The organism is Sphingomicrobium aestuariivivum (assembly GCF_024721585.1).
Taxonomy (GTDB): domain Bacteria; phylum Pseudomonadota; class Alphaproteobacteria; order Sphingomonadales; family Sphingomonadaceae; genus Sphingomicrobium; species Sphingomicrobium aestuariivivum.
The window spans coordinates 610114-622987 of record NZ_CP102629.1 but is presented as its reverse complement, the minus strand read 5'-3'; the positions used below and the strand labels follow the sequence as shown (position 1 = coordinate 622987).

Below are 12874 nucleotides of genomic sequence, written 5' to 3'. Positions count from 1 at the left end.
AAGAGACATGATTGAGGCGGGCACGCAAGCGCGAGGCTTTTTCCAGCTGACGGCCATAGGCGCCGCGGCACTGCTGCTGGCAGGCTGCCAGGCCACGCCGCCGGTGGAGACGGTCGCCGCACCGGTCGCGACCGAGGAGCCCGAACCCGTGGTCGAGGCGCCGGTTGAAGAACCCGAGCAGAATCGGGTCGCGGTCCTCGTGCCCCTGTCGGGCGACAATGCCGCGATCGGCCGCTCGATCGCGCAGGCCGCGACCATGGCGCTGACCGACACCAAGGAAGAATCGATCCGCATTTCGATCTACGACACGGCGGGGGCGGGCGGTGCCGCCGCTGCCGCCGAGACCGCGCTCGCCGAGGGCAACCGGCTGTTCCTCGGCCCGTTGCGCGGCGAGAACGTCAAGCTCGTCGCCCCGCTGGCCGATGCCGCCGACGTACCGGTGGTCGCCTTCTCGAACGACGAGGGCGTGGCCGGTGACGGTGTCTACATCATGGGCTTCACCCCGACCCAGTCGATCGACCGCATCGTCGATTATGCCGACAGCCAGGGCGCGACGACCTTCGCGGGCATGAGCTCGACCGGCGTCTACGGCCAGCGCGCGATCCAGGCCTTCCTCACCGCGGTCGACCGCGTCGGCGGTCGCGTCGCACGGCTCGAGACATACGAGCGCAGCCGCTCGGGCGTCGATGCCGCCGCGCGCGCGGTGGCCGGCACCGAGGGCGTCGACATGATCCTGATCGCCGATTCGGGCCGCATCGCCCAGCTCGCCGCGCCCACGCTCCAGCTGTCGGGCACGCTGATGGGCACCGAATTGTGGGCCGCCGACAGCGATCTCGGCACCGTGGCACCGATGCGCGGCGCGATCTTCGCCGCCGTGCCCGATGCCCAGTTCGACCGCCTCGTGACCCGCTACCGCGCCACCTATGGCAGCGCGCCCTACCGCCTCGCCAGCCTCGGCTATGACGCCACGCTGCTCGTCGTGCGTCTCGCCCGCGACTGGGAAGCGGGCGGCGCCTTCCCCGAGGATCGACTGACCGACAAGGGCGGCTTCGGCGGCGTCGACGGCATCTTCCGCTTCGGCCCTGACGGCATCGCCGAGCGCTCGCTCGAGGTGCGCCGCGTGACCGCGACCGGCACCGAGATCATCAGTCCGGCCTCGACCCGCTTCGAGGATTAGAGCGCGATCTCCGTAAGGATCGCATCGTTGAGAAGACGGCCGGCGGGGGTAAGCCCCAGTCGGCCGTTTCCGTCTTCGGGCCATGACAAGAGGCCCTGATCGACGAGGCGGCGCGTGGCGGCCTCGTCGATGACGCTGACGCCGAAGCGCCGCTCCATCGCCCGCGGGTCGATCCCTTCGACCAGCCGCAGTCCCATGACCAGCGCCTCGCGCGCCGCCTCGCGGGCCGACAGCGCGGCTTCCTCGCGCAGGCCGTGGCCGTTACGACCGACGGCAGCGAGGAAATTCTCCGGCTTCTTGTGGCGAAAGGTACGCATGCCGCCGCGCCGCCCGTGCGCGCCGGGGCCGACGCCGACATAATCGTGATAGCGCCAGTAAGCGAGGTTGTGGCGGCTCTCCATGCCGGGCCGCGCATGGTTCGAAATCTCGTAGGGCGGCAGTCCCGCCGCGGTCATCCGCTCGGTCGTCAGCTCGAACAGGTCGGCGCCAAGCTCCTCGCCCAATGGCGTGAATTCGCCCTTGCGCACCATCGTCTCGAACCGCGTACCGGGCTCGATGGTGAGCTGGTAGAGCGAGACGTGGCTGGTGCCGAGCCCGATGGCGCGGGTCAGCACCTTGTCGAAGCTCTCCAGCGTGTCGCCGGGCAGCGCGGTGATGAGGTCGAAGCTCACCCGCTCGACCGCCGCCTGCGCCGCCTCCAGCGCCTTCAGTCCCTCGGCGGCGTTGTGAAGCCTGCCGAGAAAGGCGAGGCTGGCGTCGTCGAAGCGCTGGATTCCGAGGCTCAGGCGGTTGACGCCCGCCGAGGCGAGCGCCTTGAACTTTTCCGCTTCCGCGCTTTGCGGATTGGCCTCCAGCGTCACTTCGAGATCGTCCGCCACGCGCCAATGCGCCTGTGCCGCCTCGATCACCGCTTCGACGGTGGCCGGCGGCATCAGGCTCGGCGTGCCGCCGCCGAAGAAGATGCTGGTGAGCTCATGCCCTTTGGTCAGCGCCGCCTCATGCGCGAGGTCGGCGAGCAGTGCCTCGCGCCATGCCGCCTGGTCGACCTCCTCGCGCACATGGCTGTTGAAGTCGCAATAGGGGCATTTCTTCGCGCAGAAGGGCCAGTGGACATAAAGGGCGAGCGGGGCAGGTGACATGCGCCCGCCTGTCGGCGTTCCCTGCCGCGCCGTCAATCGCCAACCGGTCGGCCCTCGCGCCAAGCCGTTCGTCGTAAACGCCTTTTCACCCGCTGGAATTAACGCCGCGCCCGCTGCCTAAGCGCGCTGTTTCCAGCGTATCGGGGGTGACCAAGTGTTAAGCGTTTCGCGCCAGCATGGCGGCATGATCAAGCGGATTTCCATCATCATCGCGGGGGCCGCACTGGCGGTGCCGGCGCTCGCCGCCTCGTCCACCAGCACGACGGCGGCGCGCGGCGAGAACCATCTTCGCGCGGCAGTGCTCGACAATCACAACCGTGCGCGCGCCGAGCATGGCGTGAGCCCCCTGCAGTGGGACCGCGAGCTTGCCGCCAGCGCGGCCAGCCACGCGCGCTACATGGCGCGCACCGGCAACTATCATCACGACCGCACGCCGGGCCGCCGCAAATCGCAGGGCGAGAATATGTGGCGGGGACCGCGCGGGGTGTTCGGCTATGACGTCATCGTCGGCACCATGACCGACGAGGTGCGCCACTTCCGCGCGGGCACCTTCCCCAATGTCAGCCGCTCGGGCAGCTGGCACGATGTCGGCCATTACACGCAGATCATCTGGCCCGCGACGACCCATGTCGGCTGCGCGATGGCCTCGAGCGGAAGCACCGACTATTTCGTCTGCCGCTACTCGCCGCCGGGCAACAAGGACGGGCGCCGCGTCGGGCGCTAGTCCGGTCTAGGCGTCCTGCGCCTCGAGCCATGCGAGGAGCTGGCGGAAGGCGTCGGCGCGGTGGCTCATGGCGTGTTTCTTCGCCGGCTCCATCTCGCCGAAGGTGATGTCCTCGCCGGTGGCCATGAATACGGGGTCGTAGCCGAAGCCATTCTCCCCGCGCGGGGGCCAGACCATCTGGCCGTGCACCTTGCCCTCGAAGGTCTCGGTGCGCCCGTCGGGCCAGGCGAGCGAGAGCGCGCAGGTGAAATGCGCATCGCGGCTGACGTCCTCGCCGAGGAGCTGGAGCGCCGCCTCGACCTTTTCCATCGCGCGATAGAAGTCGCGGTTGCCGTCCTCGTCCTCGGCCCAGCGCGCCGAGCGCACGCCGGGATCGCCATTCAATGCCTCGACGCACAGCCCGCTGTCGTCGGCGAGCGCGGGCAGGCCCGACAGGTCTGCCGCCTGCCGCGCCTTCAGCTCGGCATTGTCGATGAAGGTGACGCCGGTTTCCTCGGGCTCGGGGAGCCCCGCTTCCTCGGCCCCGACGACCTCGATCCCGAAGCGGGCGACGAGGTCGGCGATCTCTCGCAGCTTGCCCTTGTTATGGGTGGCGAGGACGAGCTTGGGGCCGATCACTTTCATTTTCCGACTGCCTTCAATTGCGCCGCATAGATGTCCTTGCAGCCGATTTCCGCGAGCCGCATCAGGCGGAGGAGGCCTTCATGGTCGAAGGTCTCGCCCTCGGCCGAGATCTGCGCCTCGACGATATTGCCGTCGCTCGTCAGGACGAAATTGCCGTCCGAACCGGCCGAGCTGTCCTCGGGATAATCGAGGTCGAGGACGGCGGTTCCATTGTAGATGCCGCAGCTCACCGCCGCGACCTGCGCGGTGATGGGATCTTCTTCGAGCTTGCCCTCGGCGAGCAGCTTGTCGACCGCGATGCGCATGGCGACCCACGCGCCCGAGATGCTCGTCGTGCGGGTGCCGCCGTCGGCCTGGATGACGTCGCAGTCGAGCGTGATCTGGCGCTCGCCGAGCTTCTCGAGGTCGACCACTGCGCGAAGGCTACGCCCGATCAGGCGCTGGATTTCCTGCGTCCGGCCCGACTGCTTGCCGCGGGCGGCTTCACGGTTGCCGCGGGTGTGGGTGGCGCGGGGCAGCATGCCATATTCGCCCGTGACCCAGCCCTTGCCCTTGCCGCGCAGCCACGGCGGCAGGTTGGTCTCGACGCTGGCGGTCACCAGCACCTTGGTGTCACCGAAGCTGGCAAGGACGCTGCCTTCGGCGTGGCGGGTGAAGCCAGCCTCGAAGCTGACGGGGCGCAATTCGTCGGGGGCGCGGCCGGATGGGCGCATGAAATCTGTCTCCTTGATGTTGGCCTCGCCCTAGCCCAAGCTGGCGGCGGCTGGAAAGGCCGGAAAAACAGGGGAGGGTCGTGATGCGTCGATTTTGCGTGGTGATGATGGGGCTGGCGCTGGCCTCCTGCGCGAGCCTCCAGAAGCGGCCCGACCCGCTCTCGATCACCTACGAGACCACTCCCTGCTTCGGCAGCTGCGCGGTCTATCGCGTCGGCGTCAACGGCGACGGCATCGCGGTGTGGGAGGGCAAGGACCATGTGAAGGTTGAAGGCCAGCGCATGTTCGTCGTGAGCCTCGCCGAGTTCGAACGCTTCCGCGCCGCGCTCGCCCCCTATCGCCCCGAGGGCAGCCGCAGCATGGCGGCGCCTGAAGAATGCGGTAATCGCTGGATGACCGACGCGCCGGGCGTGATCGTCAGCTGGACCGAAGGTGGCGAGACCGACCAGCTGCGCGTCAACTATGGCTGCGACCTCGAGATGAACCGCGCCATGTTCCAGGCGCTGGCCGACGCGCCCGACGTCCTGCCGCTCGATATCTATCTCGACCGTTGAGCTTGGGGCTGGGGCTTCCTACATCGCCTGCATGAGCGAGCGACTGGGCGATCTTACCGAGCGGATGCGCGAGATTTTCGGGCAGGTGGTCTCCACCTATCTCGAACAGGGCGCGCCCGTGGGGTCGAAGGCGCTCACCGAACGCGTCGCGCTGTCGCCCGCCTCGATCCGCGGGGTGATGGCCGAACTGGAGGCGCGCGGCCTGCTGGCCAGCCCGCATACCAGTGCGGGGCGTATCCCCACCGAGACCGGCCTCCGGCTCTTCGTCGACGGCATGATGCAGGCGCGCAAAGCGACCGCCGGTACCCGCCGCGCCATCGAGGAGGAGCTCGAAGGCAAGCCGATGGAACAGGCGCTTGCCGCCGCGACCCAGCGGCTCTCGGGCCTTTCGGCCTGCGCCGGCATCGTCACCGCCCCCAAGCGCGAGGCGCGGCTGAAACAGCTCGCCTTCATGGCGCTGGACGAGGGCAGGGCGCTCGCCGTCATGGTCGGCGACGACGGTTCGGTCGAGAATCGCATCGTCCCGCTGCCCGCCGGCACCAGCCCCATCGCGCTCAACGAAATCGCCAATTACGTGTCCGCCAAGCTTGCCGGACGCACGCTCGCCGAGGCCGAGCAGCAGCTCCGCCGCGACATCGCCGACCGCCGCGAGGCGCTCGATGACCGCGCCGCCGACCTTGTCGCCGCGGGCCTTGCCGAATGGGGGCGCGACCAGTCGAGCCGCGATGTCCTCATCGTGCGCGGGCGCGCCAATCTCCTCGACGACAAGACCGCCGAGGATCTCGAACGGGTGAAACAGCTGTTCGAGGAACTGGAGAATCGCAACGAGATCGCCAAGCTCCTCCACGAGGTGCGCGAGGGCGAGGGCGTGCGGATCTTCATCGGATCGGAAAACCGCATGTTCGCGTTGTCGGGATCGAGCGTCATCGCCGCGCCCTATCGCGACGCGGACGACAAGGTGGTCGGGGTGATCGGCGTGATCGGCCCGACCCGATTGAATTATGCGCGGGTGGTCCCAATGGTGGACTTCACCGCCGAAGCCCTTACGAGACGGATGCCATGAACGAAGAAAATCACAACGACGCCGAAGACCTCCGCGAGGAAACCGCCGAAGACAGCCCCGAGCTGCAGGAGCATGACCAGCTCGAAGCGCTCCAGGCCGAGCTCGAGGAAATGAAGCAGAAGGCGCTCTATGCCGCTGCCGAGGTGCAGAATGTGCGCCGCCGCCTCGAACAGGAAAAGCAGGATGCGACCAAGTTCGCCGTGTCCAACTTCGCCCGCGACATCCTCAACGTGAAGGATCATCTCGAGCGTGCGCTGGGCCATGTGCCCGACGAGGCCCGCGACGGCCGCGCGGCAAAGTTCATCGAGGGCATCGAGGCCACGCTCCGGGAAATGGAAGCGATCTTCACCCGGCAGGGCATCGAGCGCGTCGCCGCCAAGGGGCTCGAGCTCGATCCCAACGTCCATCAGGCGATGATCGAGATCCCGTCCGACGACGCCGAACCCGGCACCATCGTCGAGGAAATGCAGCCGGGCTACACCTTGAAGGGCCGCCTGCTGCGTCCCGCGATGGTCGGGGTCGCCAGGAAGCCGTGATCGTCCGCGCCGCCCTCGTCCTCGCCCTGGCCGCACTGACGGCCTGCGGGGACAAGGGTGCGCGCGACATGGCCGAGGAAGAGGCGGGGAGCCGCATGCCCGCGCCCGCCGGCAACCAGCCCCACCTCATCCTCTACAAGAGCGCCGAGGAGGGCGGTCCCGAGGCCTTCATGGAGGCGCTGATCGGCGGCTCGCTGCTGCTCGACGGCCCTTGCGTCGCGGTCGATGTTGGCGGCGGTCCCGTCACCATCGTGACCACCGAAGGCAGCCTGCACGAGGATGGCGATGGGCTCTTCTTGCGAGTCGGCCCGCACGAGTTTCGACACGGCGATCCGATCATGAGCGGCGGCGGCGCGCTGAACGGCTTGCCGGCCGACGGAATGCTGACCGCGCCCGTGCCCGAGGCCTGCCGCGAAGGCCCCGCGGTCGAGATGAGCTATCTCTATCCAGCCCCGCCGGGCGGTCCCGGCCAGCCTCCTGAATCGCCGCCGCCGCCCGACCTGACGTGAACCACGACGCGCTGAACCGCTCGCTCGAGCGCATCGCCGCCGAGATGGAGGCGGTGGCGCGCGACCCATGGTGGGTCATCGGCTCGGCCGCGCTGTGGCTCCACGGCGTTGATCCCGGCAGGGTGGAGGATGTGGACCTTCTCGCCAGCCCCGCCGATGGCGAACGGCTGATGCATCGATGGGGGCTCGAGCATCACGCCGACGATCATCCGCAATTCCGTTCGGAATGCTACGGCCGCTGGACCGCGGCGGAGGTGCCGGTCGAGCTGATGGCAGGCTTCCAGCTATTCGAAGCAGGCGTGTGGCGAGCGGTGCTGCCGAACAGCCGCGAAGCGATTGCGGTCGGCAACGCGAGCCTCTTCACCCCCTCGCTCGAGGAACAGGCGGCCCTCTTGCGCCGCTTCGGGCGCGAGAAAGACCTAGACCGGCTGGCCCGGATCGACGCTGCCAAAGGGCAGTAGCGCGCGCGGCGGGATGATCTTGGGCTTTGCGCCCCTGTCGGCGAGGAAACGGTGGCGGACGATCTCGGCCTGCTGCTCCACGCCGTAGCGAAGGAACGGGCGCCCCTCCCTCAGCTCATAGCCATAACGGCAGAAGGGATGGCGGATGAGCGGCAGGTACCAGCGCCCGCCGCGCTGCGTCTGCCAGACATGCGTCATTTCGTGGATGAACAGCCCTTGGAGATGAAGCCGCTCCTTCGAGAAATCGTCCGAATAGCGATCGCTTTCGGGGTGGAAGTGGATGTTGCCGGTGGGCGCCATCACCACGCCGACGGGCTGGAAGAAGATCCACTTCTTCCGCACGATCTCGACGTCGGAATAGTCGACCTGGCCGCCGAACATCGCGCGCGCCATCTCGATCTCGCCGGGGGTGAGGGGGCGGCGGCTCAAACCGGTTCGTCCCCGTAGGCGTAATATTTGAGTTGCTGGTTGAAGCGATGCTCCTGTCCGGGCGCGAGGATTTCGGGGCCGAGCGCATAGAGCGGGATCGTCGGCGCGCCATCGCGGATGAGCAACGGGGAAAGCGCGCGCGCCGTCTCGGAGGCGAGCGGAGTGGTGAGGATAATGCAGCTGGTGCGCTCGGCCAGCACCCCCGTGCGGACCGTTCCGTCGCCACGGGAATGGAGCGCGAAGGGGTGGCCGCCGAGACGCTTGTCCCGGGCACCTACCGTCAGCGCGAGCGTGCCGTCGTCGCTCGTCACCCTGCCGGGAGCAACCGGGGATGCCTTTCCGGCATGGATCGAGAGCCGCGCATAGAAACCTGCCGCGAACTCATCGTCCTCGCGCAACCGCTCATGCGCCGCCACCAGCTTGGCATAGAGCCGCGCATCGTAATCGGCGAAACGCGCCTGCTGCTCGAAGTCGCGCGTCATTTCCTTCAGGCGATCGACCGAGGGGAAATTCTGGCGCGGGGTCCAGTCGAAGCCCAGCAGTTCATCGAGGCGGGCATGGCGGCCGCTGCCGAGTGGCTTGTCGTAAAATTTCACGCGCAACGCTCCCGATGTGCCTCGAGCGCGAGCGCGGTGGCGGCGAAGCGCGGGTGCTGGGCGATGAGCGCGTCATATTGGCTTTTCCCGCCCGCCGAATGCACCGCGACCATCTCGAACGGCCGCAAGTGCCGGCGATGTTTTTCGACATTCGCCTCACGGGACTGCGCGGCAAATAGAAGGTCTGCAAGCTCGCGGTAATGCGCCTCTTCGAGGTCAAGTGCGCGCGGGCCGATCGACAGCGTGTGTCCGAGCAGGGGATCGTCGTGGAAATGAAACCAGAAGCGGCGCCCCGCGAAATCAAGCATGCTCGTCCCGCCGCAATTGGACACGTCCTGCGCGTGCGAAATTCGAAAGCCCTCGTTACGACCCGGATCGTTAAAGATCGCCCAGCTTGCGGCCCGGCCGCCGCCACTGCGCATGTCGAGCCCGTCAGGGGCGATCGCCTCGCGGTCGGTGAACGCAAAGTCGTGCAAGGCGCTGTGGAGCCACAACGGAGCCTCGCCGATGAGCCGCTCCTCGGTGGCATAGAGCTGTTCGAACGCCTCTTCCTCCATCCGCATCCGCGCTGCCGCGGCGCGCAAGCGGTCCTGCGCCTTGCGGCCAGCGATAACGGCCTCGGCGCGCTGTGCGATATGATCGGTGTACTGGCGCTGCTCGCCATTGTTTGCCTTCGAGCGACCCTTGCCCTTGGTACCGCGCTTGCCAGCGTGCTCACCGAAGACCTGCTCTCCAGCGTGCTTGACGAAGAGGCCGGCGACGATGGCGGCCCCCGCGGCGAGGACCTGCGCGGCGCCAGGATCGGGGCCCTTGTTGCGCTTGCTCATCCATGGCCTCCCTCTTCCGGAATGATCATACTGCCCTGCGCCCACAATTCCGCGCAGTCGCGGACCGGGCGATTGGCGCGGTCGCCGAGCGCATAATCGGACGGCTCGACGCCGATTGCCTCGGCGACTTCGACGAGGCCGTTGCTGCCGATCGCGATTTCATCGAGGATCGCGAGCAGTTGGCTGCCCGTCTCGCGCACGGCGGCATAATCGGCGGGGCCGGGCTCGCCGTAAACGCTACTGGCGCGGCGAAGCTGGCTCCACAGCCGCTGCGCCTCCTTGGCATTGTCGGCGTTCCGATTGCCATATTCGGCGATGACCGCCTGCGCGGAGGTGCGCATGGCTCCCTGTTCGCGCTCAAACCTGCCGAGCATGTCCTGCGATACCGGCGCGACCCAGGCGCGCGACAGGCGCAGGGGCTCGACCATTCCGGGGTCAAGGGGGCGCTCTTCGGCCGCGCGTTCGAGGATGGTGCCCACGCGCGCCGTCATGCAGGGCAGCGCCGACTGCCACATCAGCGCGCCCGCGTGGACGTCGGCCAGCTCGCCCTCGTAATAGGCCAGCGATGCCGTCATCTCCTCCTGCCTGTCGCGTTCACTCGCCCAACCGGCGAGTCCCTGCGCGGCAAGGACGCCAAGGAGGACGACGAGGAATTCGAAGAGGAACAGCGCACCGAACCCGCGCGTCGTCATCGCATGCTCGCCCTCGCTGATGCGAGAACGCAAGCGGCGCAGGAGCGAGTGGGCGGCGAGAAACATCGGTGAACGCTAGGGAATCGCGGGACGGCTGTCGACACTCTTGCCCAACGCCCCGGCCCGCGCTAGGGCATCCTCCGAATTCTAATGAAAGGGAATATTTCATGAGCGATACTGCCGATCGGGTGAAGAAGATCGTCGTCGAGCATCTCGGCGTTGACGCCGAAAAGGTGACCGAAGATGCCCGCTTCATCGACGATCTGGGTGCGGACAGCCTCGACATCGTCGAACTGGTGATGGCCTTCGAGGAAGAGTTCGGCGTGGAAATCCCCGACGATGCGGCGGAAGACATCGCCACCGTCAAGGATGCGATCACCTACATCGAGAAGAACAAGGGCTAAGCCCTGCTGATGGCTGCGGTATCCGCAACGGCGGCATCGCCGCAGCCATGACCGGCACTTCGCAGGCTCAGCCCGGTATCCCCGGGTCTGGGCCTGTTGCCGTTTCTAGGAGAATATTATGCGACGCGTCGTCGTTACCGGTCTCGGCCTCGTCACCCCGCTCGGCGGTGATGTCGAGACGAGCTGGAAGAACATCCTCGCGGGCAAGTCGGGGGCGGGCAAGATCACCCGCTTCGACACCGAGGGCCACAAGTGCCACATCGCCTGCGAGGTGAAGCCTGCCGACCATGAATATGGCTTCGATCCCGACAAGCGCGTCGACACGAAGGTCCAGCGCCAGGTCGATCCCTTCATCGTCTACGGCATCGACGCCGCGGGGCAGGCGATCGAGGATGCCGGCCTCACCGAAATGCCCGAGGAAATGAAGGTCCGCGCGGGCTGCTCGATCGGTTCGGGCATCGGCGGGCTGCCGGGCATCGAGAAGGAAAGCCTCGTTCTGGCCAACAAGGGGCCGGGCCGCGTGAGCCCGCACTTCGTCCACGGCCGCCTCATCAACCTCATCTCGGGTCAGGTCTCGATCAAATATGGCCTGAAAGGGCCCAACCATGCGGTCGTCACCGCCTGCTCGACCGGCGCCCATTCGATCGGCGATGCCGCGCGCATGATCCGCGACGATGACGCCGACATCATGCTGGCGGGCGGCGCCGAGGCCACCATCTGCCCGATCGGTATCGCCGGCTTCGCGCAGGCGCGCGCGCTCTCGACCAACTTCAACGACTGCCCCGAAAAGGCCTCGCGTCCTTACGACAAGGACCGCGACGGCTTCGTCATGGGCGAGGGCGCTGGCGTCGTCGTGCTCGAGGAATATGAGCATGCCAAGAAGCGCGGTGCCAAGATCTATGCCGAGGTCGTCGGCTACGGCCTGTCGGGCGATGCCTATCACGTCACCGCCCCCCATCCCGATGGCGACGGCGCCTATCGCTCGATGGAAATGGCGCTGAAGAAGGCCGGCATGACGCCCGCCGATGTCGACTATATCAACGCCCACGGTACCTCGACCCCGCTCGGCGACGAGCTCGAACTGGGCGCGGTGCGCAAGCTGTTCGGCGACGAACTCGACCATGTTTCGATGAGCTCGACCAAGTCGGCCATCGGCCACCTCCTCGGCGGCGCCGGCGCGGTGGAGAGCATCTTCTGCATCCTGTCGATCCGCGACCAGGTCGTGCCGCCCACGCTCAATCTCGAGAACCCCTCGGAAGGCGTGGCGGGCGTCGACCTCGTGCCCAACGAGGCGAAGAAGCGCGAGGTGCGTGCCGCCCTCAACAACAGCTTCGGCTTTGGTGGCACCAACGCCAGCCTCGTGATGAAGAAGCTCGAGGGCTAGCGCCTTGATCCGCCGCATCGTGCTTGTCGCCGCCCTGATCATCGGGGCGGCGCTGGCCTTCCTCAGCTATGGCTGGTGGGGCAAGGGGCCGACCACCGAGGAATCGGGCGTGATCGTGGCCGAGGGCACGACCATCGGCGCGCTCGGCCGGCAGCTGGCCGAGGACGGCCAGATCGGCATCTCGCCCGACCTGTGGCGCTTCAACGCGCGGCTGTTCGGCGGGGGCGATCCCATCCAGGCGGGCGAGTTCACCATCCCGCCGGGCATGAGCGCGGCGGACATCCTCGACACGCTCCAGCACGGTCGCCCCGTCCAGCGCTTCGTCACCATCCCCGAAGGCATGCCCTCGGTGCTGGTGCAGGAGCGGGTGCAGGCGACCGACCTGCTCACCGGCGAGGCGCCGCTGCCCCCCGAGGGCACGGTCTTGCCGCAGACCTACAGCTTCCAGCGCGGCGACACTCGCGCAGAGGTCATCGCGCGCATGCAGGAGGCCATGTCCGACACGCTCGAGGAGCTGTGGCCGACCCGCACGAGCCGGAGCGTGGTCGACACCCCCGCCGAGGCGGTCATCCTCGCCTCGATCGTCGAGAAGGAAACCGCCAAGCCCGAGGAACGGCGCATGGTCGCCGGCGTCTATTCCAACCGCTTGCGCATCGGCATGAAGCTGGATGCCGACCCCACGGTCATCTACCCGATCACCAAGGGCAAGCCGCTCGGTCGCCGCATCCGCCGCTCCGAGCTTGACGACGTCAACGACTACAACACCTATGCCATGCGGGGCCTGCCCGCCGGCCCGATCGCCAACCCGGGCCGCGAGAGCATCGCCGCCGTGCTCGATCCCGAGGAAACGGAAGCACTTTATTTCGTTGCCGACGGGACCGGCGGGCACATTTTTGCAAATACGCTCGAGGAGCATAATCGCAACGTCGCCAAATGGTATGCCATCCGCCGCGAACGGGGCGAGATGTAGGGCGACGCCGACCGGCTCCCAAAGAGAAGGGCGCCCCCTTTGGGAGCGCCCTTTTTACATTGGCCTTGGCGG

17 protein-coding genes are annotated in these 12874 nt (G+C 67.5%); 10 read left to right on the top strand and 7 right to left on the bottom strand.

The features are described from left to right. Positions 1-7: 7 nt before the first annotated feature. On the top strand, positions 8-1177 hold the full coding sequence (locus tag NUW81_RS03100) for a penicillin-binding protein activator (RefSeq protein ID WP_245110290.1): 1170 nt from the start codon (positions 8-10) through the stop codon (positions 1175-1177). Here the strand turns inward: NUW81_RS03100 and hemW are convergent. Then, entirely contained in the window at positions 1174-2316 is a 1143-nt protein-coding gene (hemW, locus tag NUW81_RS03095; RefSeq protein WP_245110289.1) for a radical SAM family heme chaperone HemW, read from the bottom strand. The genes NUW81_RS03100 and hemW overlap by 4 nt on opposite strands. Positions 2317-2500: 184 nt before the next feature. Here hemW and NUW81_RS03090 point away from each other — a divergent pair, with 184 nt between their 5' ends. After that, the gene (locus NUW81_RS03090) at positions 2501-3040 is read left to right on the top strand and encodes a CAP domain-containing protein (RefSeq protein WP_245110288.1); all 540 of its coding nucleotides are present in this window, start codon (positions 2501-2503) and stop codon (positions 3038-3040) included. Positions 3041-3046: 6 nt separating this feature from the next. Here the strand turns inward: NUW81_RS03090 and rdgB are convergent, their stop codons facing one another. Both rdgB and rph read right to left on the bottom strand, forming a co-directional pair. Continuing rightward, on the bottom strand, positions 3047-3664 hold the full coding sequence (rdgB, locus tag NUW81_RS03085; RefSeq protein ID WP_245110287.1) for an RdgB/HAM1 family non-canonical purine NTP pyrophosphatase: 618 nt from the start codon (positions 3662-3664) through the stop codon (positions 3047-3049). Continuing rightward, positions 3661-4377 carry a ribonuclease PH gene (gene rph / locus NUW81_RS03080; protein ID WP_245110286.1) on the bottom strand — a complete coding sequence of 239 codons (717 nt, stop codon included), beginning with the start codon at positions 4375-4377 and terminating at the stop codon, positions 3661-3663. The genes rdgB and rph overlap by 4 nt, the downstream gene beginning before the upstream one ends. An 83-nt stretch (positions 4378-4460) precedes the next feature. Here rph and NUW81_RS03075 point away from each other — a divergent pair, with 83 nt between their 5' ends. Genes NUW81_RS03075 through NUW81_RS03055 form a run of 5 tightly spaced genes read left to right on the top strand, consistent with a single transcriptional unit; the run spans position 4461 to position 7500 of the window. Next, positions 4461-4931 (top strand): DUF6438 domain-containing protein, encoded by a 471-nt coding sequence (locus NUW81_RS03075; RefSeq protein WP_245110285.1) that lies wholly within the window; start codon positions 4461-4463, stop codon positions 4929-4931. A 31-nt stretch (positions 4932-4962) separates the two neighbouring features. Beyond that, entirely contained in the window at positions 4963-5994 is a 1032-nt protein-coding gene (hrcA, locus tag NUW81_RS03070) for a heat-inducible transcriptional repressor HrcA (RefSeq protein ID WP_245110284.1), read from the top strand. Next, positions 5991-6530 carry a nucleotide exchange factor GrpE gene (gene grpE, locus NUW81_RS03065; protein WP_245110283.1) on the top strand — a complete coding sequence of 180 codons (540 nt, stop codon included), beginning with the start codon at positions 5991-5993 and terminating at the stop codon, positions 6528-6530. Before hrcA ends, grpE begins: the two co-directional genes overlap by 4 nt. After that, positions 6527-7039 carry a hypothetical protein gene (locus NUW81_RS03060; protein ID WP_245110282.1) on the top strand — a complete coding sequence of 171 codons (513 nt, stop codon included), beginning with the start codon at positions 6527-6529 and terminating at the stop codon, positions 7037-7039. The genes grpE and NUW81_RS03060 overlap by 4 nt, the downstream gene beginning before the upstream one ends. Continuing rightward, positions 7036-7500 carry a hypothetical protein gene (locus NUW81_RS03055; protein ID WP_245110281.1) on the top strand — a complete coding sequence of 155 codons (465 nt, stop codon included), beginning with the start codon at positions 7036-7038 and terminating at the stop codon, positions 7498-7500. Before NUW81_RS03060 ends, NUW81_RS03055 begins: the two co-directional genes overlap by 4 nt. On the opposite strand, the gene NUW81_RS03050 is transcribed toward NUW81_RS03055, so the two are convergent. From NUW81_RS03050 to NUW81_RS03035, 4 genes are read right to left on the bottom strand one after another with little or no spacing between them, the layout of a single operon-like run. Further along, entirely contained in the window at positions 7459-7929 is a 471-nt protein-coding gene (locus tag NUW81_RS03050; RefSeq protein WP_245110280.1) for a vgr related protein, read from the bottom strand. The two genes, NUW81_RS03055 and NUW81_RS03050, sit on opposite strands and share 42 nt — an antisense overlap. After that, on the bottom strand, positions 7926-8525 hold the full coding sequence (locus tag NUW81_RS03045) for a hypothetical protein (protein WP_245110279.1): 600 nt from the start codon (positions 8523-8525) through the stop codon (positions 7926-7928). Before NUW81_RS03045 ends, NUW81_RS03050 begins: the two co-directional genes overlap by 4 nt. Next, positions 8522-9352: a hypothetical protein gene (locus tag NUW81_RS03040; protein WP_245110278.1), complete on the bottom strand. Its 831-nt coding sequence runs from the start codon at positions 9350-9352 to the stop codon at positions 8522-8524. The genes NUW81_RS03045 and NUW81_RS03040 overlap by 4 nt, the downstream gene beginning before the upstream one ends. Continuing rightward, positions 9349-10110: a hypothetical protein gene (locus NUW81_RS03035; RefSeq protein WP_245110277.1), complete on the bottom strand. Its 762-nt coding sequence runs from the start codon at positions 10108-10110 to the stop codon at positions 9349-9351. Before NUW81_RS03035 ends, NUW81_RS03040 begins: the two co-directional genes overlap by 4 nt. Positions 10111-10211: 101 nt before the next feature. Here NUW81_RS03035 and NUW81_RS03030 point away from each other — a divergent pair, with 101 nt between their 5' ends. From NUW81_RS03030 to mltG, 3 genes are all read left to right on the top strand, one after another. Continuing rightward, complete coding sequence (locus tag NUW81_RS03030) at positions 10212-10448, top strand: acyl carrier protein (RefSeq protein WP_244382770.1); 237 nt, start codon at positions 10212-10214, stop codon at positions 10446-10448. Between the two features lie 118 nt (positions 10449-10566). Beyond that, the gene (gene fabF / locus NUW81_RS03025) at positions 10567-11832 is read left to right on the top strand and encodes a beta-ketoacyl-ACP synthase II (protein WP_245110276.1); all 1266 of its coding nucleotides are present in this window, start codon (positions 10567-10569) and stop codon (positions 11830-11832) included. A 4-nt stretch (positions 11833-11836) separates the two neighbouring features. Next, positions 11837-12802 carry an endolytic transglycosylase MltG gene (mltG, locus tag NUW81_RS03020; RefSeq protein WP_245110275.1) on the top strand — a complete coding sequence of 322 codons (966 nt, stop codon included), beginning with the start codon at positions 11837-11839 and terminating at the stop codon, positions 12800-12802. The last annotated feature ends 72 nt before the right edge of the window (positions 12803-12874 follow it).

Excerpts from the sequence above, each read along its gene's own strand:
- NUW81_RS03100 (WP_245110290.1), top strand. The coding sequence starts at position 8 with ATGATTGAGGCGGGCACGCAAGCGCGAGGCTTTTTCCAGCTGACGGCC.
- hemW (WP_245110289.1), bottom strand. The coding sequence starts at position 2,316 with ATGTCACCTGCCCCGCTCGCCCTTTATGTCCACTGGCCCTTCTGCGCG.
- NUW81_RS03090 (WP_245110288.1), top strand. The coding sequence starts at position 2,501 with ATGATCAAGCGGATTTCCATCATCATCGCGGGGGCCGCACTGGCGGTG.
- rdgB (WP_245110287.1), bottom strand. The coding sequence starts at position 3,664 with ATGAAAGTGATCGGCCCCAAGCTCGTCCTCGCCACCCATAACAAGGGC.
- rph (WP_245110286.1), bottom strand. The coding sequence starts at position 4,377 with ATGCGCCCATCCGGCCGCGCCCCCGACGAATTGCGCCCCGTCAGCTTC.
- NUW81_RS03075 (WP_245110285.1), top strand. The coding sequence starts at position 4,461 with ATGCGTCGATTTTGCGTGGTGATGATGGGGCTGGCGCTGGCCTCCTGC.
- hrcA (WP_245110284.1), top strand. The coding sequence starts at position 4,963 with ATGAGCGAGCGACTGGGCGATCTTACCGAGCGGATGCGCGAGATTTTC.
- grpE (WP_245110283.1), top strand. The coding sequence starts at position 5,991 with ATGAACGAAGAAAATCACAACGACGCCGAAGACCTCCGCGAGGAAACC.
- NUW81_RS03040 (WP_245110278.1), bottom strand. The coding sequence starts at position 9,352 with ATGAGCAAGCGCAACAAGGGCCCCGATCCTGGCGCCGCGCAGGTCCTC.
- NUW81_RS03035 (WP_245110277.1), bottom strand. The coding sequence starts at position 10,110 with ATGTTTCTCGCCGCCCACTCGCTCCTGCGCCGCTTGCGTTCTCGCATC.
- NUW81_RS03030 (WP_244382770.1), top strand. The coding sequence starts at position 10,212 with ATGAGCGATACTGCCGATCGGGTGAAGAAGATCGTCGTCGAGCATCTC.
- fabF (WP_245110276.1), top strand. The coding sequence starts at position 10,567 with ATGCGACGCGTCGTCGTTACCGGTCTCGGCCTCGTCACCCCGCTCGGC.